A 17,938-nucleotide genomic window follows, 5' to 3' on the forward strand; every position below is an offset into this window, starting at 1 on the left:
TACTAAGGATATCAAAATATCAGATTATTTAAAAGTAACTTGCATGAAAAACATGCTATTCTTCAAACTTTAGAAGGTTCATGTAAGTATTTACTTTACTACTATACCAGTTGATAGATATAATAGAGATAGTGCAAGTAATTGAAAGGAGAAATGAGAATTGACAATGATTTATACTCTTCTCATCATTTTAGTCGCATTCCTTGTATATTCATTAGTGATGTGGCTGTATCAACGCCGAATTGTTAAAACTGTTAACCAAGATGAATTTCGTCAAGGCTACAGAAAAGCACAATTAATTGATGTACGTGAACCGAACGAATATGAGGCAGGACATGTACTTGGCGCAAGAAATATTCCACTATCACAGCTAAAGATGAGAAAAAGTGAAATCCGTCCTGATAAACCAGTATATCTATACTGTCAAAATGGGATGAGAAGCGGCAGAGCTGCTCAATTTCTATATCGTAAAGGGTACAAGGATTTAACCCAATTAGAAGGCGGATTTAAAAAGTGGACAGGGAAAATTAAAGCAAAAAAATAATAATGCTCTTATTGAAATTATTATATAGAAGAAAGCTGATGCCAATTTACTTGGACATCAGCTTTTTTATTACTTAAATCATAGCACCCAGACGAATTACTTTGTATAGCGTAAAACAGGTTTTCTCGCTGCTAATGTTTCGTCCAAGCGACCGATCACCGTTGTATGTGGAGCCTCCTGAACGATTTCCGGTGTTTCTTCTGCCTCTTTTGCAATTTGGATCATTGCATCGATAAAGCTGTCTAATGTCTCTTTTGACTCGGTCTCAGTCGGCTCAATCATTATACACTCCTCTACATTAAGCGGAAAATAGATAGTAGGTGGATGATAGCCAAAATCCAGAAGCCTTTTGGCTATATCAAGTGTTCTGACACCTAGCTTCTTTTGTCGTCTTCCGCTTAATACAAATTCATGTTTACAATGACGATCAAATGGTAAATCGTAATATTCAGCCAAACGACGCATCATGTAGTTTGCATTTAATACAGCATTTTCTGTGACCGCTTTTAAGCCATCTGGTCCCATAGAACGGATATAAGTGTAAGCACGGACATTAATCCCAAAATTACCATAGAATGGCTTAACTCTGCCGATCGATTGAGGTCTATTGTAATCTAATACAAATTCTTCCCCTACTTTAGTCAATACTGGCTTTGGCAAGAATGGAATTAAATCAGCTTTCACTCCTACCGGTCCTGAACCCGGTCCACCGCCGCCATGTGGTCCTGTAAATGTCTTATGCAAATTTAAATGAACAACATCAAAGCCCATATCTCCAGGTCTGGCTTTAGAAAGAACAGCGTTTAAATTAGCGCCATCATAATATAATTTCCCACCGGCATTATGGACTATTTCCGCCATTTCTAGAATATTTTCTTCAAATAGACCTAAAGTATTAGGATTTGTTAACATTAATGCTGCAGTATCTTCTCCTACTACTCGTTTTAAATCCTCTAGATCAACAAGTCCATGTTCGTTAGATTTAACCGTTATTGTTTCTAAGCCAGCAACAGTTGCCGAAGCAGGATTGGTTCCATGCGCAGAATCGGGAACAATTACCTTTGTACGATGCATATCTCCATTGGCTTCATGGTATGCTCTAATCAGCATTAAACCCGTCCATTCGCCATGTGCACCTGCAGCCGGCTGCAAGGTTACTTCATCCATCCCTGTGATTTCGACGAGATGCTGTTGTAAATCATACATTAACTCAAGAGCCCCTTGTACAGCTGACACTTCTTGGAGCGGATGAATATGGGCAAACCCATTAAATCTTGCCACATTTTCATTTATTTTTGGATTATATTTCATCGTACAAGAACCTAATGGGTAAAAACCAGAATCCAAGCCATGATTTCGTTTGGATAATGCAGTATAATGACGCATAATATCTAATTCAGAGACCTCTGGTAGTTCTGGATTTTCTTCTCTTATATAATCATTCGGCAGCAATTCCGTAAGATCTGCTGCTGGAATATCCATTTCTGGCAAACTATAGCCAATTCTGCCTGGTGTACTGCTTTCAAAGATAAGAGGTTGATTTTTATTAGACATGATAATCCTCCATTTCTGCAACGAATTCATCTATTTCTTCTTTTGTACGCAATTCGGTTACGGCAATGAGCATATGATTTTCTAATTGTTTGAAGTCTCTTCCTAAATCATAGCCACCAATCATACCTTTTTCTAATAACGCTCGGTTTACTGCCGAAATAGAGGAATTACATTTAATAATAAACTCATTAAAGGATGGTCCCTCATACACTATTTCAAATCCTGCTTCTTTTAATTTGGTTTTAGCATAATGGGCTTTCTGGATATTAGCAATCGCCATTTCCTTCACGCCATGTTTTCCAAGTGCGGTCATAGCAACGGAAGCAGCTAATGCATTAAGTGCTTGGTTCGAGCATATATTAGAAGTTGCCTTATCACGGCGAATATGTTGTTCTCGCGCCTGCAGAGTTAACACAAAACCTCTTTGGCCATTGTCATCTACAGTTTGCCCCACTAAACGCCCAGGCACTTTACGCATTAATTTTGACGTTACCGCAAAATAACCACAGTGCGGACCTCCAAAGCCCATTGGAATTCCAAAAGGTTGCGCATCCCCCACGACAATATCTGCCTGAAAATTTCCTGGTGGTGTCAACGCCCCTAAAGCTAATGGATTACTAGATACAACAAATAATGATTTATGGGCATGAATAATTGCTTCTAAGTCCTTAAGCGGCTCAACTCTTCCAAAAAAGTTCGGATATTGAATCATAACAGCTGCAACTGTATCATCTACCATATCCTCTAATGCCTCTATATCTGTTATCCCGTCTTTATGAGGAATTTCTTGAACTTCAATATACTGTCCCTTTGCATAGGTTTTCACTACTTCTTTTGCTTCAGGGTGGACAGCACTTGAGAGAAGAATTTTCTTCCGTTTCGTCGTACCGGCACTTAACATTCCTGCTTCTGCTAATGCCGTTGCCCCATCGTACATAGAAGAGTTTGCTACGTCCATTCCCGTCAGTTCACATATCATTGTCTGAAATTCGAAAATAGCCTGTAATTCCCCTTGAGAAATTTCTGGTTGATATGGAGTATAGGCTGTATAAAATTCAGATCGTGATAAAACATGATCGACAATAACAGGCGAATAGTGATCATAAACTCCTGCACCTAAAAAAGAAACATTCGCTTTTGCATCAGCATTCTTTTGGGCAAGTTTTGTTAATTCTTTCAATAAAGCTGATTCACTTTTTGCGCGTTTAATCGAATAGTTTCCTTGAAAACGCACTTTTTCTGGTATATCTGAAAATAAATCTTCTACTGAACTTACTCCTATTGCCGCTAGCATTTCCTTTTGATCCTGTTCCGTCATCGGTAAATAACGATGCTTCATTCGTTTTTCCCCCAGTCATTAGCCCATTTGATTTATTTGTAGAAAAAAGCCTAAAAATTACTTTCGTTTATAAAAAGGAATTTGGGTTACTTTTGCCTTTAAATACTTTCCTCTAATTTCTACTTCTACTTCTGTATCTATTGCTGTATAATCACTTTGAATTAATGCAAGACCAATGTTTTTCTTTAAGGTTGGTGATTGTGTACCAGTAGTTACTTCCCCAATACATAATCCATTTGCATATACTTTATAGCCATGTCTCGGTATTCCTCTATCTACCATTTCGATACCGGCTAATTTTCTAATCAGTCCTTCTTCTTTTTGCTTCGTTAAAGCTGCTTTTCCAATAAAATCTGCTTCTTTATTTACTTTAACAGCAAAGCCAATTCCAGCTTCTAAAGGAGAGATATCTGCTGATAATTCTTGCCCATATAAGGCGAGTGTTGCTTCAAAGCGCAACGTATCCCTTGCACCTAACCCACAAGGAAGTACACCTAGCGGCTCTCCTGTTGTCAAAATTTCTCTCCATAAGTCAATAGCATCTTCACTTTGACAATAAATTTCAAATCCATCTTCACCTGTGTAGCCAGTACGGGATAAAAGAACTTCTTTACCTGCTATATTCACCTTGTTCTGAAAGTGAAAATATTTAATAGAAGCATAATCAATAGAAGGGTTTATTTTCCTTAGAACCTCTTCTGCTAATGGACCTTGCAGTGCTAATTGAGCAAAATCTTCTGATAAATTACTTAAGATTACATCCCCACTTGCATGCTTTTGTAACCATTCGAAATCCTTTTCAATATTGGATGCATTTACAACTAATAAATAGTGGTTATCCGCTAGCTTATATGTTAATAAATCATCCACAGTGCCACCATTTTCATAGCACATTGCTGAATATTGAGCAGCACCATTTTTGATTTTTTCAATATCATTCGTAAGCATTTTTTGCAGAAAAGCTAAACTATCGTTCCCTTTAACCTCGATTTCCCCCATATGAGAAACATCAAATAAGCCTGCTTTTGTACGAACAGCCTCATGCTCCTGTTTTATGCCAGAAAATTGTACAGGTAAATCCCAGCCTCCGAAATCGATTGTCTTTCCGCCATACTGTTTATACACCTCGTATAACGGTGTTTGCTTTAATAAAGTCAATGAACAACACTCCATTCCCCTATGTATTAGACATTCTCATTTATTGCATATCATAAAATGGCAACAAAAAAAGACAGAAACCCCCCTTTTAAAAAAAGTAAGGGCTCTGTCCTTGCACCTGAAAGTTTACCGATATAATGTCGGCTGTCCCCTTTGGTGGCTTACACATGTACTTGTAAGCACTCTCCAGAGCTGCGTCCAAATAGAGTTCTTTTGCCTGAGAGATTCACAAATAATATTGCTTGCTCCTTCGGCGCTACGAACGTAGTCTCTCCCCTATTTCTCATCCGCGATTCATAAAATTTTCTCCATTGGTCATACTAAATACTACCAGAAATAATGTTTGTTTATGTACTTAGCAAAATACGATTAATATTTGATCATTTTTCATTTAATGTTCATGTTTTGTCCCAATATAAATAAATTGTGACAAAATTAAAAACTTTTTTACCCTTTTATCCTAACATCCGAATGAAAAGGTGGCAATAAGTTTTTATGTTTACTAGCTCTCTTTTTTTAATTCTTATATACATAATATTTTAGCTTTACCAAAGGAAACATTAGAAAGGATGAATAAAGATGACGCTCCAAATCAATTTTGATGATTCGTGGAATAATCAGCTATTAAAGCGAATTTCAGATGATGGCCCATGGGCCAATTGGGAACTATATAAGCTAGCAGTAGAAGTGGAACAACATAATATCATACCAGAATTCGAAGGTCTCCAAGCCCCTAAATACCTATCAGACCTTTCTCCATTACCTCACCAGCTGGAGGTTGCGAAAAAAGTAATAGAAGATATGAATGGAAAAGCTATTTTGGCAGATGAAGTAGGTCTTGGAAAAACGATTGAAGCAGGATTGATACTAAAAGAATACATGATTCGTGGTTTAGTAAAAAAAGTGCTTATTTTAGTTCCTGCCTCTCTAGTCACACAATGGGCGTATGAGTTAAATAGCAAATTTTATATTCCTGCAATGGTTCAGCGCAAAAGCTATGTTTGGGAGCAATGCGACATTGTCGTGTCTTCTATTGATACAGCAAAAAGACAGCCTCATCGTGATATTATAAACAATCTGGACTATGATTTGGTGATTATTGACGAGGCCCATAAACTCAAAAACAATAAAACAAAAAACTATGAGTTTGTCCAAAATTTAAAAAAGAAATTTTGTTTGCTATTAACAGCTACCCCTATCCAAAATAGAATTAGCGAAATTTTTAATTTAGTATCTTTATTAAAACCAGGTCATCTAGGAAGTGAATCATCTTTCTATGAAAAATATAAAAAAGATGCTCGCTCCATTGATGACGATGAAAATCTAAAAGCATTGGTCAATAAAGTCATGATCAGAAACAGACGCCATGATACAGGGATTGAATGGACCAAAAGAATTGTTGAAGCCGTTCCTATTGAATTTACGAAAGAAGAAAGAGCATTGTATGAAGGACTGGTAGATTTAAAAACAGAAACCAATCTTTCTAGCAACATCGAAAATTCCCGCAGTCCTTTTTCGATGATTACATTACAAAGAGAGGCATGCTCCAGCAGGGAAGCAGTATATTATACACTGCAAAACATGGTGAGAAAAGTGGAAAATCCAACACCACAATTCCAACAAAGAATACAAGAACTAATAAAAAAAGTCGAAGCAGTTCAGCAAAACTCAAAGGCAAACAAGGCACTAGAGCTTATTAAGAAGATAAATGATAAAGTAATCATCTTTACCGAATATAGGGCTACGCAACTTTATTTACAATGGTTTTTGAAGCAGCACGGTATTACATCTGTTCCATTTCGCGGCGGCTTTAAACGAGGCAAAAAGGATTGGATGCGAGATCTCTTCCAGAATCATGCACAAGTATTAATTGCCACAGAGGCCGGCGGTGAAGGTATCAACCTCCAATTTTGTCATCATATTATAAACTTTGATTTACCATGGAATCCAATGAGATTGGAGCAAAGAATTGGCCGGATTCATCGACTTGGTCAAAAAGAAGATGTGAAGATTTATAATTTTGCCGTAAAAGACACAGTGGAAGATCATATTTTAAAATTACTTTATGAAAAAATCCATCTTTTTGAAAAAGTTATTGGCGAGCTAGATGATATTTTGACGAAATTGGATTTTGGCAATATGGATGATTATATGATTGATATTTTCTCCCACTCTAAATCTGAAGGAGAAATGAAAATCAAAATGGATAATTTAACAAGCATGATTGAATTCGCACAAAGTATGAAGGAGGATCAGCCGTATGAAGCAGCAGGAAATTCATCAATTTCTTGAACGATTTTTTGTCGCAAATGATTGTGAGATAGTGGAGAATAAACCTGGTTATCTCCTTGTCCAATTAACAATTGAAATGGACAAGGAGTTAATGAATCGACCGTTTTATTGGCATTATCTTGAAAAGACTGGTGGTGTTCCGAATCCTGCCAGTCTTACCCTCATTACTGATCCAAAGCTGGCACCAGAGGATTTGAAGGGTGAACTGATTCACTTTGGGTCTCCCCGTCTTCATCAACTTTTTGCTTCTGCAAAAAACTTATCGAAGTATATTCGTTTATATGAAAATAAGATAACACACGGAAAGCAGCAAACCGCTTTACAACCATGGCTTGCACTTAATGTGAAAATTTCGTATCAATGTGACAGAAAACGAGATGTATTTCAATCGATTGGACTGCAGCTTATCAATGGTCAAATCGCAACAGATTTCCAAGCAAAAGTAGAGAAAATGAACCTTTCTGCCAAAATTCCTGATTATGCGTTCACACTTTCTCCCTTAATCATGCCAATAAGTGGGATAACAAGAATTGAGAATATGATAAAGCAATCTTTATTAGCAGAAGATCATACATGGGCAGATGAAGCAAAAAAAAGGTGGAAAAAGGATTTAGACTTGCTAGAGCATTTTTATGAAGATATGGAAGGCATGGAGGAAGGACAAGAAACCTTGGAGACGGAAAGATTAGCTCTACAGGAGCAGTACGAACCAAAGATTAATATTTCGATTGTTAATGGCGGACTTTTTTATTTAGCTTCAGAAGCTGTTTCGTAAAGATCATCTTTAGTTAAAAAAGGAGTAAATTACTGTCAAAGGCAGTATCTACTCCTTTCCCAAACTATTTTTTTAGTTTTCTACGCTTAAAACTGAATAAAATTAAATAAGGTAAAATCCCAAACCACCTCAACATGAAAGGTTCTTTCAGTCCTTTTCTTTCCGCTTTTAACTTTTTTCTTTCTTCTTTGGGCTGATCCATGTACTGGACAAATGTTTGGGTTAAATACTTCACATAATCATTGGTATTCATCTAATCACCTACTCTAGCATTTGTACTAGGATAGCCCTATCATTTGTTTTTTATTCATTCAACCCATTTCGTCATTTTATTCTGCTCTATATCAAAGTAACTTATCGCATAAATCGGCTTTATCGCCCCTTGCATCTTTAATTGATAATCGATTTTAACAGTCGTACGTGAATTTTTTTCCATTGTATAAAAGACATTACCATGTGAAAAATTCTTTGTACCTGAAAGGTCAGGATGTTCATTTGTAGAGAGTTCGTGCTCAATTTCTTTTAAGGAAGATAGAAAATAATATTCTTGAATATTGCTATTTTTCACTCCTGCATCTATCCCCTTCTTATTCACATAAATTCCATACAGTATAAATAAAAAATGGATAAAAAGAATATATACACATAAAGATAATGGGTAAATAAATCCTTTATTGTTCTTGATCAATTCCGATCACTCCAAAAATGTAAGATAAGATCTTATACTAGACTCTTTTTCCCTACCAAATCGGTCTACTACCTTAACTCGAAATCCGTTCTTCTGCATAATAAACTCTACTTTGTTAATAGCTTGTAATGCTACCTCATGCCCTGTTGAATCTACTCGCCTTCTAATGCTGCTGCCATATTTTTCATAAGTAACAACCCTTCCATCCACATAGAGCACCAATTTATTGTTTGAAACAGAAATCCCTTGTGACATTTTTGTTTCTTTTTTTAATTCAAGAATGAACACTTCCCACTCCATTTCTTGTAATTCTTTTTCCGAAAAGTGCTTGTCAAGCATAAGTCGCAAAGGAGTTAACAGGAGAGTAAGTATAATCGTGAAAATAAAAAAAGAAAGAAGCATTTCTGCCAAAACATAGCCCTTATTATTAAGAAGTATTCGTTTAATCATTCTTTCCACACTTCACAGATTTTTTTGTTTTTTTGAAATACATTTTTATATTGCAAACAGACAATACTATCTTTTTCCCAGACAATCGAGTAGCTCGTACCTTCGTTTTCAATAGTCGTATTTCCTCTTTCCACTTCCCCTAATTTAAGCTCTATTAAATGGTTATAAAATAATTCATTTACTAGCTTACTATGCTCGGAATCTTCTAGCTGTTTTAGCACATGGACATAAACCGGCATCCATGTTAGCGCTATCAACAACCATATCGTAAAGGACAATAAATAATCCGGCAGCATAAAGCCTTTACAATTTAGTCGCATAAAATCGTCCTTTCCCTATTAAAACGGTTAATTTATAGGGTTGTTTACCAATTCTAAATTCATAAGTGCCAAATTTCGAAAAATTACCATTTGAATTAATGTTAAAGGAAAGTGTCGCGTTAGTAGAAAAAATAATATCATCTGCATAATAACGTTCCACAATATTCCCAGTATTAGCATCAGCACGCATGTAGTAATAATGTAAAGTTGGATATATCCTCACTTGAATGGGCATTTGATTTTCTAGCGCATACGCTTGAGCATAATAAAGATCACCTTCCAATTGGGTTAAGAAGTGAGTTTCATTAAGAGAAGTTTGTTGGGAAGTAACAAGGAATATGGATAGAGAGGAAAGAACAACTAGTAAAGACATGGCAACAAACATTTCCATTAACGTAAAACCTCTTTGATTATTTATCATGGACTGTCTGATCCCGAGGTAGTAATTACTCCATTTTTAATAATTAACGCCTTGCCATTGGGACATTTTTTTTGGTCTGCTGTTATATAATTTTCTTCTTCCAGTTTAGCAAGATTCTCTGGATACGCTTTATGCTCTATATAGTAAGATTGAACCTCTGCTTGTACCATCTTTGTTAATGCTTCACACCCAGTATTATTGATTTTGGAATTATGCTTGGTTATATTGGGAATGGTGATAATCAATAATATGGAAATAACTACCAAAACAATCATCATTTCAATTAGGGTAAATCCTCGCTCATTCTTCATTTTTTTCTCCTTTCAAAAGCCGTCCAGTAATTGAAACATTGGCATTAACACAGATAAATAAATAGAAATTATTAGAATTCCAACAGCTGTATACAATGTAGGTTGAAGGACTTTTAATGTTTTTTGTAAATTTTCTTCTATTTGTATTAAGCAATAGTTTCCGAAATAATAGAATTCCTGATCAAGCTTTCCATTTTCCTGGCCGTGCTGAATAATTTGTAATAGCTCTTTTTCCAAAAAATCAAAGGAAGCAAAAGCTTGTTCAAGTCGCACTCCTTTTTTTAACTGTGAAATAGTGATTTCGCCTATTTGGGAATATAGTTTTTGCTCCTTGTTTTCAAGAAAAAATTGCATACACTCATAAATCGAAAAACCACTTGATAATAAATAACTTAACTGCACGGATAGTAGATAGGAAAAATAACGTCTAACAAATATCCCAATCATCGGAATACTCGCTAGTGCATTTATTTGCTTGATAACATCTAATTTTCGAAAAGAAAAATAATAGTAGAGAAGCGCGGAAATAAAACATAGGGATAAGAAAACAAGAAGAAATGGAATAATGTGACCAATAAATTGGAGAAATAGGAGAAAGAAATTCTTGTTAATATTCATCGTTAAAAAGATAGAATTAAACTTCGGGATGAGGATACTTTGAACAAAGAAAAATAAAACGAAGGTAAAACACAAAAGAAAAAGAGGATAGGTAAGGATTTTTCTTAATTTTCTTATCGTATCTTGCTTATTCTGAATCATTCTACTTGCATCTTGAAAAGCACTAGCAAATCCGCCATGCTTTTCAGCAAAGTAAACAAAACTTATCACTTGATAATCAAAATTGAATCTTACTAGGTTCTCAAAAAACGACTCTCCTCCTTTTAAAGAACCGTAACATGCATTAATATCTTCCATTCGACGATCGGGCATATAGTAACGAGAAGACTGGACTGCCTCTGCCATCGAATAGCCTCTATCCAGCAGCTCACCAATACACTTTAAAAATTTCGCTTGTTCTATATTAGACCATGCATGATTATTTTTCATCATAAATCCACCGTTCATATTCTCCTTTCTTTATATAGCCTAAGGCAATCCCTTTACAAATAATATCTCCTAGTGATTTATAGTTAGCTCTCTTAGTTTCTGTTCGGTTATAGAGAATATCAGAAATCATCCTGCCTGTAATCATTTCAAACACAGTTGATCTTTTTAAGTGGTTATCTAAACGGTAACAGTTAGGGGAACAATCTTTATCACAAAAAGGACATACCATTTCAACTAGTCTTTGAGCAGTAATAGCGATTAAGGTTTGTTCAATCTCAGTCTCTTTAATACCAAACTCTAACAGTCGATGAATCGCACCTTTCGCATCTCTCGTATGCATTGTGCTCAATACTAAATGACCTGTTAAGCTCGCCCTTATCGCAATATGAGCAGTTTCTTTGTCGCGGATTTCTCCAACCATAATAATATCTGGATCATGGCGAAGAATTGCTTTTAAGCCAGTGGAATACGTAATACCAGCTTTCTCATTGACTTGAATTTGCAAAACGTTTTCCTGCGTTTTTTCAATGGGATCTTCTAAGCTAATCACATTTCGCTGATAAAGATGTGCATTTTCATTTAGGAGAGAGTAGAGTGTTGTTGTCTTGCCAGACCCAGTTGGTAGCGTTACGTAAATATAACTAATTATTTACACATCATCCCTATTCTTCTTCAAGCAATTATATAGCCCCTCCGATTTGTTTCAAGACATTTAATATCAATGGAGATATCTGAATCAATACATAAACTCCCATTGCGTTTTTTTGTGGCTAAGTTCCTTGATGTAAACTATACAGCTATATTTAAGTCCTAAGTCCGTGTATCTTTTTGTCTACTTTTGTCGAAAATCTAGTAATATTTCCTCTTAAACTGTAAAATATTGTTGCTTAGAAGACAAGTATCAGGGGGGGAAATTCAATGAAAAAAATTTTAATTTTTATTTCTGCGTTAACACTATCTTTAATCGTAGGTTGTGGAAATCAAGAAGAAGCAACGAAAAACACCAATCAAGCAGTTAATCAAGAAGACACTGAACAGAAAAAGGAAGAAGTTAAAACAGAAGTAACAAACAAAGTGTTTTATAAATGGAATAACGAATCTGTTGGTAACGTTCCGCAAATAGTCACATATGCAACAATTGAAAATACAGGTAATGTTCCAGTAAATGTAGCTGATACACAATTAACTTATATTGATAAAGATGGTGGAGTCATTGGCACCACAAAAGCTAATGGATTTTATGCGAATATAGCTCCTTCATCTATCGGACCTGGTGAAACAGCCTATTTAGCAATAAATGAGGATATAGACGAACAGTTTGATAATTTGAAGGACGTTGAAATTAACGTTGCACCAATGAAAATGGAGATAGGTGTAAACTCCTTAAAATCTGATAAATTAAATGTAATAAAAAAGGATGAATGGGGAGGGATGCTATCTGTTACTGGATTCATACTCAATGACACGGAAATAAATAATCCAGTAGTAGAAGCTGGTGCAGGTCTATTTGATAAGGATAATAAATTTGTGGGTGCAGTGCTTTTAGGATCTGATAATGAAATCAAAGTTTCAGCTAATAACAAAACTGGTGTTGAATTCAGTGTCCCAAGTTTTCCTTCTTCTGAAATAGATAAAGTAGATCATGCTAAAGTTAGTGCCATTTATTATGATGAAAACTAATGAAAAATAATAAGGCCCAACTCTTTTGAGAAGGGCTTTTACTTACGCTCTCTTAACCTGCAAAATATCTATAAATGGAACTTTAATTATTTCAGTGAATCTTTCTATATGAATGAGTTTAGTATTTCCGTCCATCTTAACTACCTTCCCTCGGACTGGATCTTCTCTCTTCCACACAGTTAATCTAAGTTCAACCTTATCCTCTAATGCCTCTATTAAAGTATTGGCAAGTTCCTCTAACTCGAACTTATCTCTAATGGGCCTTGCTGGTTTTTTAACTCTTTTTGGTTTTGCTAACATCATAATTATGCACCTCTCCTTACTTTCCGAACTGGTCCAACTGATAAAACATTACTTATCTTAAAAGTTCGTTGCTGCATACGAGTAAAGCAATAAGCACTAAAGGACTCTTCACTCATTTTAATAACCTGAATCCTACGTTGGCTGAATTCCCCTTTATTGTTTTGATAAATCATTTCTAAAACCTCTTTACTTTCTGCAGCTCTTTTAAGTAAACCTTTCATCAGTTAGACCTCCTTTTTTTAATCATTATATACGAACATTCGTTCGAAAACAATATTGAAATCGAACAATTGTTCTTATATAATTATCCTATCGAAAAGGAGTTGGGGATATGTTAAAAGATCGGGGTACGAAAAAATGGGTAGCTATGATGCTGCCTGAACATGTTGCAGGAGTAAAAGAAGTTATTGAGAACCAAAATAAGATTGAGCAGCCTGTGCTAGATGAAGATAAGTTGAATGATATAGATATATTGATCCATGAAGCAATGGAATATAATCAGTTGCTTAAATTCAGCTTGTATAAAGATGGATACATAAATACTTTATATGGCCGTACTGTTTACATAGATTATTTAAACAACCAGCTGCGTATCCAAGACGAAAAAGATCAAATTCACTACGTATCATTTAGAAAATTAGTTGATGTAGAAAGAGCATAAATGGAGTAGAAATAATGAGTAGATTATCTGAAGAAGAAAGAGACATTTTTGAAAATGCTATATATTTACCGATGCTTCTTACTGTACTTGATCGTGATTTGAAAGTAGCTGATGCTGCACCGTTTAAACTTAAGCAAGTCTACTTAAACTTAATCGAACACACGATGAAGAAAGTTCAAAAGGACATGCGAGAAAACAAAACGACAATGTATAAGAATAAGTGGAAACTAGTCAAAGGTGAAAGTGACGAAGCATTTACGGAATACAATTTTTATATCAACGGATATCATGAAGTACATCGTTATTTCAATTACAATTTAAGAAACAATACAGAAAAGCTACTTAATCATTATTTTTTTCATCGTCATTCGGATTGATCTGCAGGAAAGTTATTTAAAAAGGTTTCGATTAGATGTTTTAAATCTGTGGAGTCTTTCGCGGATTCGTACTGTTCTTTCAGTTGAAGCAATAAATCATAGTCGGTCATTTTATCCCTCCTTTCTATAGGAGGTTTCTTTATAATAGGTAGATATTCCTTTTAGTTCACGAATTAGACAAAATAAAATAGGTCTTTCATTCCAAGTTCTAATAAAAAAATACTTAACATGTTATATTTCGACAAAATTCTACAAATTCTCTCAAAGAAATTATTAAAAAAAAGTGGTATAATTTAGTAAACTAAGCATGGAAAAAAATAACGGGGTATTTATTATTATGCAATCAACAAATATTTCTCCAATTATTAGTTATTCTAGTGAACAATATCTAGATATTATTAAAACAATATACGAAAAACACACTTCGCATAATGGAAAATGGCTTTCAAAACAGTCTGGGATATCGCTATATAATTTAAAGAAAACCGAAGTTAGAACAATTATGTCAAATGAAGGTAACATTCAGCTTCAAAGTGAATTTTATGATTATATTATTAGCTATAAAAATGAACTTATTACTTTATATGCCGATATAATTAATGGACTAAATCAAAGTTTAACTCCTTATATAAAGGGGAGAATTAAAAACGAGGAATCAATTATCAATAAATTACATAAAAAAAGAAAAGAGCAAAACGGTGCTTTTTCCATTAACAAAGTTTTAAATGATTTACTAGGATTTAGAATAATTGATCCTAACTTTGGAGAAAATATTACATATATTATCGAAATATTAAATTCATTAAAAACAGATGGTTTTAGATTCCAACATAAAAGAAGAATAAACGGAGATTATGAAGCATACCATATATATTTCATGGGTAAAGATGCAAAATACTTTCCAGTCGAATTGCAAATATGGGATACTAAAAACGAACAAACTAATTTAGCCTCCCATGAAATTTATAAAAAGGAGTATACCTCCTGGCCTGAAATTTATAAAAAAGGTTAATAAGAAAAAGAGGTGAATAATAATGATTGAACATTTTATAATATTATATAGTGATTATAAAAGCGGTAGACGAATGGCTTTTCATAAGAGTGATTTATCTGTAAGTGGAATTTTTGAAGTAATTGGATTAATGGAACAGCTAAAAGTAGACTTTAAACATTTATCTTTTGGTTTTCACCATTTACAAACAGCTGAACATTCATGGGATTCAGTGATTAAATATGATAAGTTTTTTATAGATGTTACTCCTTTTGAAGATATTGAAACTTTTAAGCACTATATTTCAGACGACTCTAAAATAACAGCTTTAGATGTAGCTAATCTTATGACTACCAAATTAAAGATTACACATCTAAAATTACAAAAACTATTATATTTATTTTATTGCAACTTCGTAAAAAAACATGGGAGAAAACCTTTTGAGGAAGATTTTCTTGCTTGGCCATACGGACCTGTTATTAGAGAAGTCTACGATAAATATAAAGTATACGGTAAACAACAAATTGACAGAGAAGATGATTCTCAGACAATTGACAAAGAAACAGCCTTTAAACTTTCTGTTTTTTCAAGGTTTATGAAGACCCCACAACATCAAGAAGTAATAGAGACTTTAGATGAAACAATTTCAAAGTTCGGAGATTTGGATGCATTTGAATTAGTAGAAATTACTCATGAACCATCCGGTCCTTGGGATATAATTTATCGTGAAGGAATTGGAAAAGATGACAAAATCCCTCACAAGTTAATTGAGGAATCTTGCCATAACTAAAAGAGAACCCATAAACATTTTTGTTTAATGGGTTCTCTTTTTTATGCAAACAACTTAGCAAAAGTAGCTGGACCTACTTCACCATCAACTACAAGTCCTTTGTCTTTCTGGAACTGTTTAACTGCAGCAAGCATTCCTTTTCCGAATATGCCATCGATACCATTTGGATCATATCCCTTTGCATACAACATACCTTGAATTAACCTTGTCCATTTACTCCAAGTCGTTCCGTATACTACGACAGGAGCAGCCGCTTTAGATTTAGGACCAAATATCCCATCGATAGATATGTCGGAAAAATATTGATAGATTCTTATTGCTGCTTCTTTCGTCTTCTTACCGAATATACCATTCTCATCTAGTTTTGAGAACTTAGCTTTAACCGTATATCCATTCTCGAACTTTTGGAATTTCTTAATCATGTCCTTTTTAGATGGTTTAGATGGAGTATTAACAATAACTGAACCTACTTTTGGTTTTTCAGGTGTTACAGTAATTTCACCAGTATATTCGAGATGTGGATTATCTTTAAAGCTAGTCCAGTCTCCACCCCATTCGAATCCTTTTGATTTTGCGATAGCTGCAACACGTTTCCAGTCTTTATTTACCGTCCAGTATGCATCTGTACCTTCTTTGTTAGTTAAACAAAAGTCTACCGCAATACCAAAATTATGATTAGATTGTCCACCTTTTGCATTCGTAACGATTTTACCAGGCTTTGTTCTGCCCTGTGCATATAAGGCATCTTGTTCCGCATATGAACGATAGCCATCTGTAATCAATACGTAAATGCCTTCATCGTACGCTTCTTCAATGATCTCTAATACTTTTGTTACAACTATCGCTTTCATTCCAGAACCCATACGTTTTATAGCTTTATCTTGTAATGTTTTCAAGCTCATTCTTTCCACACTCCTTAATATTTTTCGTTTAATAAGATTTCAATTTCTTTCTTGTCTACTTTGCTAAAGAACCATTTTATTTTCTTAAACACTCTTATCACTCCAATAAAAAAGAGCAGCTGTTAAGCCACTCTTACTTTGTTATAGATTTTGCGCCGCTGTATAATCCACAAGCAGATAAACCAATGATTAATCCATATACGATTCCTGTTTTAAGGTCGACACCTAAATATAGAATCCCTACTGGAATTCCTAATAAAACAGACACTAAAGGAGCATACCTAACAGGTAAACCTAAACTTTTCTTGAATAATTCCACCAATCCAACAATTAATGCAATAAATACTGCAACTGATAATTCTCCCACTTTCAACCTCTCCTTTACTTTAATTTTTGCTTAATATCATCCAATTTGTTTATGACTAAATCATATTTATCGCTAAACTTATCAAGTAAATCTTGTAATCGATTTTCTCTCTCTTTATTATTTTTCATTACGTAAATAAGGAGCCACACGAATAATATCGCAAATGGCCCCTGCGTAAGAAAATACTTGGACAACTCCATATCCATTCCCATTTCCCCCATTTAAGCAAAATAAAAAAGCCTTACTCGGCTTCTGTCTCTGTAAGTCCTGCGACTACTTTCTCTCTAACTTTTTGTTGCAGCCCAACAATATCGTTTGCGATTGGAGTGTATTCCTCAAATGTTAAAGGGATATACCCATTTAGATTAATTGTTTGGTACTCGTGACTAGCAAAAAAATTAACATTAACCCCACTGACTACACCTTTTGAATATGCGATATTTACGCTTGTAATTTCGATTGTAAACATTATTCTTCCTCCTTGTTTTCACTGTTCTCAAGAGCTTCATATAAATAAGCATAATCATAAGACTCTTTTCCTACCCACTCGACTTCCGACTCTTCTAGCGACTGTTTAACCGACTTTAGGAATACTGGCGAATCACCCCCTTCGATTATCACCTTTTCTTTAAATAATTTTTCTATATCTTCCTTAAGAGAATCTATATCCTCTACATCGTATTTTCCTTCTTTAATAATTGCTTCTCCCTGTTCATCTTTCTTACTATGATCTTGTTTTAATTGAACTTCCTCTTCTGAAACTTGCTTTAAATGTTCCAATAATTTATTGGCTAATCTGGTGCGATGTATTGATTTAAGACCCTTAATCTGTAATTTCTCTAAAACTGCAATACAACCAACAATTCTTCGTTTTTCAATCTCTACTCTCATGTTCTTCCCTCCATAATAAAAAGCTGACCGAATTTTACGATCAGCTTTGATTTTATTTTTTTACGCTGCATAAACAA

Annotated in this window: 26 protein-coding genes, 1 pseudogene and 2 riboswitches; of the genes and pseudogenes, 8 read left to right on the forward strand and 19 right to left on the reverse strand. The window is 34.5% G+C overall.

The features are described 5' to 3' along the window. The first annotated feature begins 166 nt into the window (after positions 1-166). The gene (locus NiCM35_RS19730; protein WP_371000273.1) at positions 167-544 is read left to right on the forward strand and encodes a rhodanese-like domain-containing protein; all 378 of its coding nucleotides are present in this window, start codon (positions 167-169) and stop codon (positions 542-544) included. A 96-nt stretch (positions 545-640) separates the two neighbouring features. Here the strand turns inward: NiCM35_RS19730 and gcvPB are convergent, their stop codons facing one another. Genes gcvPB through gcvT form a run of 3 tightly spaced genes read right to left on the reverse strand, consistent with a single transcriptional unit; the run spans position 641 to position 4,595 of the window. After that, entirely contained in the window at positions 641-2,098 is a 1,458-nt protein-coding gene (gene gcvPB / locus NiCM35_RS19735) for an aminomethyl-transferring glycine dehydrogenase subunit GcvPB (protein WP_095332789.1), read from the reverse strand. After that, positions 2,091-3,437: an aminomethyl-transferring glycine dehydrogenase subunit GcvPA gene (gene gcvPA, locus NiCM35_RS19740; RefSeq protein WP_095332787.1), complete on the reverse strand. Its 1,347-nt coding sequence runs from the start codon at positions 3,435-3,437 to the stop codon at positions 2,091-2,093. The genes gcvPB and gcvPA overlap by 8 nt, the downstream gene beginning before the upstream one ends. A 57-nt stretch (positions 3,438-3,494) precedes the next feature. Then, the gene (gene gcvT / locus NiCM35_RS19745; RefSeq protein WP_433780633.1) at positions 3,495-4,595 is read right to left on the reverse strand and encodes a glycine cleavage system aminomethyltransferase GcvT; all 1,101 of its coding nucleotides are present in this window, start codon (positions 4,593-4,595) and stop codon (positions 3,495-3,497) included. Between the two features lie 103 nt (positions 4,596-4,698). Then, a riboswitch (glycine riboswitch) is annotated at positions 4,699-4,788 on the reverse strand. A gap of 2 nt (positions 4,789-4,790) precedes the next feature. Continuing rightward, positions 4,791-4,882, reverse strand: a riboswitch (glycine riboswitch). Between the two features lie 292 nt (positions 4,883-5,174). On the opposite strand from gcvT, the gene NiCM35_RS19750 reads away from it, so the two are divergent. Together NiCM35_RS19750 and NiCM35_RS19755 are read left to right on the forward strand one after the other, a co-directional pair. Beyond that, the gene (locus NiCM35_RS19750; RefSeq protein WP_095332783.1) at positions 5,175-6,887 is read left to right on the forward strand and encodes a DEAD/DEAH box helicase; all 1,713 of its coding nucleotides are present in this window, start codon (positions 5,175-5,177) and stop codon (positions 6,885-6,887) included. Next, complete coding sequence (locus NiCM35_RS19755; RefSeq protein WP_433780635.1) at positions 6,856-7,662, forward strand: YqhG family protein; 807 nt, start codon at positions 6,856-6,858, stop codon at positions 7,660-7,662. The genes NiCM35_RS19750 and NiCM35_RS19755 overlap by 32 nt, the downstream gene beginning before the upstream one ends. 64 nt (positions 7,663-7,726) lie before the next feature. Here the strand turns inward: NiCM35_RS19755 and NiCM35_RS19760 are convergent, their stop codons facing one another. The 8 genes and pseudogenes from NiCM35_RS19760 to NiCM35_RS19795 all read right to left on the reverse strand — a co-directional run. After that, positions 7,727-7,915, reverse strand: coding sequence for a YqzE family protein (locus tag NiCM35_RS19760; RefSeq protein WP_095332779.1), 189 nt, complete (start codon positions 7,913-7,915; stop codon positions 7,727-7,729). Positions 7,916-7,969: 54 nt separating this feature from the next. Continuing rightward, the gene (gene comGG / locus NiCM35_RS19765; protein WP_095332777.1) at positions 7,970-8,350 is read right to left on the reverse strand and encodes a competence type IV pilus minor pilin ComGG; all 381 of its coding nucleotides are present in this window, start codon (positions 8,348-8,350) and stop codon (positions 7,970-7,972) included. A 6-nt stretch (positions 8,351-8,356) separates the two neighbouring features. Continuing rightward, positions 8,357-8,800 (reverse strand): competence type IV pilus minor pilin ComGF, encoded by a 444-nt coding sequence (gene comGF / locus NiCM35_RS19770; RefSeq protein WP_235850334.1) that lies wholly within the window; start codon positions 8,798-8,800, stop codon positions 8,357-8,359. After that, entirely contained in the window at positions 8,797-9,120 is a 324-nt protein-coding gene (locus NiCM35_RS19775; RefSeq protein WP_095332775.1) for a hypothetical protein, read from the reverse strand. Before NiCM35_RS19775 ends, comGF begins: the two co-directional genes overlap by 4 nt. Further along, the gene (comGD, locus tag NiCM35_RS19780; RefSeq protein WP_095332773.1) at positions 9,104-9,541 is read right to left on the reverse strand and encodes a competence type IV pilus minor pilin ComGD; all 438 of its coding nucleotides are present in this window, start codon (positions 9,539-9,541) and stop codon (positions 9,104-9,106) included. Before comGD ends, NiCM35_RS19775 begins: the two co-directional genes overlap by 17 nt. Next, positions 9,538-9,852, reverse strand: a complete 315-nt coding sequence (comGC, locus tag NiCM35_RS19785) for a competence type IV pilus major pilin ComGC (protein ID WP_123260859.1) — start codon at positions 9,850-9,852, stop codon at positions 9,538-9,540. Before comGC ends, comGD begins: the two co-directional genes overlap by 4 nt. A gap of 12 nt (positions 9,853-9,864) precedes the next feature. After that, entirely contained in the window at positions 9,865-10,902 is a 1,038-nt protein-coding gene (comGB, locus tag NiCM35_RS19790) for a competence type IV pilus assembly protein ComGB (protein WP_164464131.1), read from the reverse strand. Further along, a pseudogene (locus NiCM35_RS19795) lies at positions 10,889-11,536 on the reverse strand (ATPase, T2SS/T4P/T4SS family); the annotation flags it as partial. The pseudogene NiCM35_RS19795 and the gene comGB, both read right to left, overlap by 14 nt. A gap of 281 nt (positions 11,537-11,817) precedes the next feature. Here NiCM35_RS19795 and NiCM35_RS19800 point away from each other — a divergent pair. Then, positions 11,818-12,579: a hypothetical protein gene (locus NiCM35_RS19800; RefSeq protein ID WP_433780639.1), complete on the forward strand. Its 762-nt coding sequence runs from the start codon at positions 11,818-11,820 to the stop codon at positions 12,577-12,579. A 42-nt stretch (positions 12,580-12,621) separates the two neighbouring features. Here the strand turns inward: NiCM35_RS19800 and NiCM35_RS19805 are convergent, their stop codons facing one another. Beyond that, entirely contained in the window at positions 12,622-12,882 is a 261-nt protein-coding gene (locus NiCM35_RS19805) for a YolD-like family protein (protein WP_433780641.1), read from the reverse strand. A 2-nt stretch (positions 12,883-12,884) separates the two neighbouring features. Continuing rightward, complete coding sequence (locus NiCM35_RS19810; RefSeq protein WP_433780643.1) at positions 12,885-13,103, reverse strand: hypothetical protein; 219 nt, start codon at positions 13,101-13,103, stop codon at positions 12,885-12,887. 110 nt (positions 13,104-13,213) lie between these two features. Here NiCM35_RS19810 and NiCM35_RS19815 point away from each other — a divergent pair, with 110 nt between their 5' ends. Both NiCM35_RS19815 and NiCM35_RS19820 read left to right on the forward strand, forming a co-directional pair. Beyond that, positions 13,214-13,543 (forward strand): YolD-like family protein, encoded by a 330-nt coding sequence (locus NiCM35_RS19815; RefSeq protein WP_433780644.1) that lies wholly within the window; start codon positions 13,214-13,216, stop codon positions 13,541-13,543. A 14-nt stretch (positions 13,544-13,557) separates the two neighbouring features. Beyond that, the gene (locus tag NiCM35_RS19820; RefSeq protein WP_433780646.1) at positions 13,558-13,920 is read left to right on the forward strand and encodes a YhjD family protein; all 363 of its coding nucleotides are present in this window, start codon (positions 13,558-13,560) and stop codon (positions 13,918-13,920) included. Here NiCM35_RS19820 and NiCM35_RS19825 read toward each other — a convergent pair. Further along, complete coding sequence (locus NiCM35_RS19825; protein WP_433780648.1) at positions 13,908-14,030, reverse strand: hypothetical protein; 123 nt, start codon at positions 14,028-14,030, stop codon at positions 13,908-13,910. The two genes, NiCM35_RS19820 and NiCM35_RS19825, sit on opposite strands and share 13 nt — an antisense overlap. 227 nt (positions 14,031-14,257) lie before the next feature. On the opposite strand from NiCM35_RS19825, the gene NiCM35_RS19830 reads away from it, so the two are divergent. Next, entirely contained in the window at positions 14,258-14,932 is a 675-nt protein-coding gene (locus tag NiCM35_RS19830) for a RelA/SpoT-related domain-containing protein (RefSeq protein ID WP_433780650.1), read from the forward strand. 22 nt (positions 14,933-14,954) lie between these two features. Next, positions 14,955-15,701, forward strand: a complete 747-nt coding sequence (locus tag NiCM35_RS19835) for a Panacea domain-containing protein (RefSeq protein WP_433780652.1) — start codon at positions 14,955-14,957, stop codon at positions 15,699-15,701. 41 nt (positions 15,702-15,742) lie between these two features. On the opposite strand, the gene NiCM35_RS19840 is transcribed toward NiCM35_RS19835, so the two are convergent. The 5 genes from NiCM35_RS19840 to NiCM35_RS19860 all read right to left on the reverse strand — a co-directional run bounded on the left by NiCM35_RS19840 (position 15,743) and on the right by NiCM35_RS19860 (position 17,861). Beyond that, positions 15,743-16,603 carry a peptidoglycan-binding protein gene (locus NiCM35_RS19840; RefSeq protein WP_433780654.1) on the reverse strand — a complete coding sequence of 287 codons (861 nt, stop codon included), beginning with the start codon at positions 16,601-16,603 and terminating at the stop codon, positions 15,743-15,745. A 133-nt stretch (positions 16,604-16,736) separates the two neighbouring features. Continuing rightward, positions 16,737-16,970, reverse strand: a complete 234-nt coding sequence (locus NiCM35_RS19845) for a transposase (protein WP_433780655.1) — start codon at positions 16,968-16,970, stop codon at positions 16,737-16,739. Positions 16,971-16,984: 14 nt separating this feature from the next. Then, a complete protein-coding gene (locus NiCM35_RS19850) occupies positions 16,985-17,176 on the reverse strand; it encodes a BhlA/UviB family holin-like peptide (RefSeq protein ID WP_433780656.1) in 192 nt (63 codons plus the stop codon). Between the two features lie 35 nt (positions 17,177-17,211). Beyond that, positions 17,212-17,439, reverse strand: a complete 228-nt coding sequence (locus tag NiCM35_RS19855) for a hypothetical protein (RefSeq protein WP_433780658.1) — start codon at positions 17,437-17,439, stop codon at positions 17,212-17,214. Next, positions 17,439-17,861, reverse strand: coding sequence for a DUF1617 family protein (locus tag NiCM35_RS19860; RefSeq protein ID WP_433780660.1), 423 nt, complete (start codon positions 17,859-17,861; stop codon positions 17,439-17,441). Before NiCM35_RS19860 ends, NiCM35_RS19855 begins: the two co-directional genes overlap by 1 nt. Positions 17,862-17,938: the final 77 nt, after the last annotated feature.

Source organism: Niallia sp. M35 (genome assembly GCF_050971705.1).
In the GTDB taxonomy this organism is placed as follows: domain Bacteria; phylum Bacillota; class Bacilli; order Bacillales; family Cytobacillaceae; genus Niallia; species Niallia circulans_A.

Excerpts from the sequence above, each read along its gene's own strand:
- NiCM35_RS19730 (WP_371000273.1), top strand. The coding sequence starts at position 167 with ATGATTTATACTCTTCTCATCATTTTAGTCGCATTCCTTGTATATTCA.
- gcvPB (WP_095332789.1), bottom strand. The coding sequence starts at position 2,098 with ATGTCTAATAAAAATCAACCTCTTATCTTTGAAAGCAGTACACCAGGC.
- gcvPA (WP_095332787.1), bottom strand. The coding sequence starts at position 3,437 with ATGAAGCATCGTTATTTACCGATGACGGAACAGGATCAAAAGGAAATG.
- NiCM35_RS19750 (WP_095332783.1), top strand. The coding sequence starts at position 5,175 with ATGACGCTCCAAATCAATTTTGATGATTCGTGGAATAATCAGCTATTA.
- NiCM35_RS19755 (WP_433780635.1), top strand. The coding sequence starts at position 6,856 with ATGAAGCAGCAGGAAATTCATCAATTTCTTGAACGATTTTTTGTCGCA.
- NiCM35_RS19760 (WP_095332779.1), bottom strand. The coding sequence starts at position 7,915 with ATGAATACCAATGATTATGTGAAGTATTTAACCCAAACATTTGTCCAG.
- comGF (WP_235850334.1), bottom strand. The coding sequence starts at position 8,800 with ATGATTAAACGAATACTTCTTAATAATAAGGGCTATGTTTTGGCAGAA.
- NiCM35_RS19775 (WP_095332775.1), bottom strand. The coding sequence starts at position 9,120 with ATGCGACTAAATTGTAAAGGCTTTATGCTGCCGGATTATTTATTGTCC.
- comGD (WP_095332773.1), bottom strand. The coding sequence starts at position 9,541 with ATGATAAATAATCAAAGAGGTTTTACGTTAATGGAAATGTTTGTTGCC.
- comGC (WP_123260859.1), bottom strand. The coding sequence starts at position 9,852 with ATGAAGAATGAGCGAGGATTTACCCTAATTGAAATGATGATTGTTTTG.
- comGB (WP_164464131.1), bottom strand. The coding sequence starts at position 10,902 with ATGATGAAAAATAATCATGCATGGTCTAATATAGAACAAGCGAAATTT.
- NiCM35_RS19800 (WP_433780639.1), top strand. The coding sequence starts at position 11,818 with ATGAAAAAAATTTTAATTTTTATTTCTGCGTTAACACTATCTTTAATC.
- NiCM35_RS19805 (WP_433780641.1), bottom strand. The coding sequence starts at position 12,882 with ATGATGTTAGCAAAACCAAAAAGAGTTAAAAAACCAGCAAGGCCCATT.
- NiCM35_RS19810 (WP_433780643.1), bottom strand. The coding sequence starts at position 13,103 with ATGAAAGGTTTACTTAAAAGAGCTGCAGAAAGTAAAGAGGTTTTAGAA.
- NiCM35_RS19815 (WP_433780644.1), top strand. The coding sequence starts at position 13,214 with ATGTTAAAAGATCGGGGTACGAAAAAATGGGTAGCTATGATGCTGCCT.
- NiCM35_RS19820 (WP_433780646.1), top strand. The coding sequence starts at position 13,558 with ATGAGTAGATTATCTGAAGAAGAAAGAGACATTTTTGAAAATGCTATA.
- NiCM35_RS19825 (WP_433780648.1), bottom strand. The coding sequence starts at position 14,030 with ATGACCGACTATGATTTATTGCTTCAACTGAAAGAACAGTACGAATCC.
- NiCM35_RS19830 (WP_433780650.1), top strand. The coding sequence starts at position 14,258 with ATGCAATCAACAAATATTTCTCCAATTATTAGTTATTCTAGTGAACAA.
- NiCM35_RS19835 (WP_433780652.1), top strand. The coding sequence starts at position 14,955 with ATGATTGAACATTTTATAATATTATATAGTGATTATAAAAGCGGTAGA.
- NiCM35_RS19840 (WP_433780654.1), bottom strand. The coding sequence starts at position 16,603 with ATGAGCTTGAAAACATTACAAGATAAAGCTATAAAACGTATGGGTTCT.
- NiCM35_RS19850 (WP_433780656.1), bottom strand. The coding sequence starts at position 17,176 with ATGGATATGGAGTTGTCCAAGTATTTTCTTACGCAGGGGCCATTTGCG.
- NiCM35_RS19855 (WP_433780658.1), bottom strand. The coding sequence starts at position 17,439 with ATGTTTACAATCGAAATTACAAGCGTAAATATCGCATATTCAAAAGGT.
- NiCM35_RS19860 (WP_433780660.1), bottom strand. The coding sequence starts at position 17,861 with ATGAGAGTAGAGATTGAAAAACGAAGAATTGTTGGTTGTATTGCAGTT.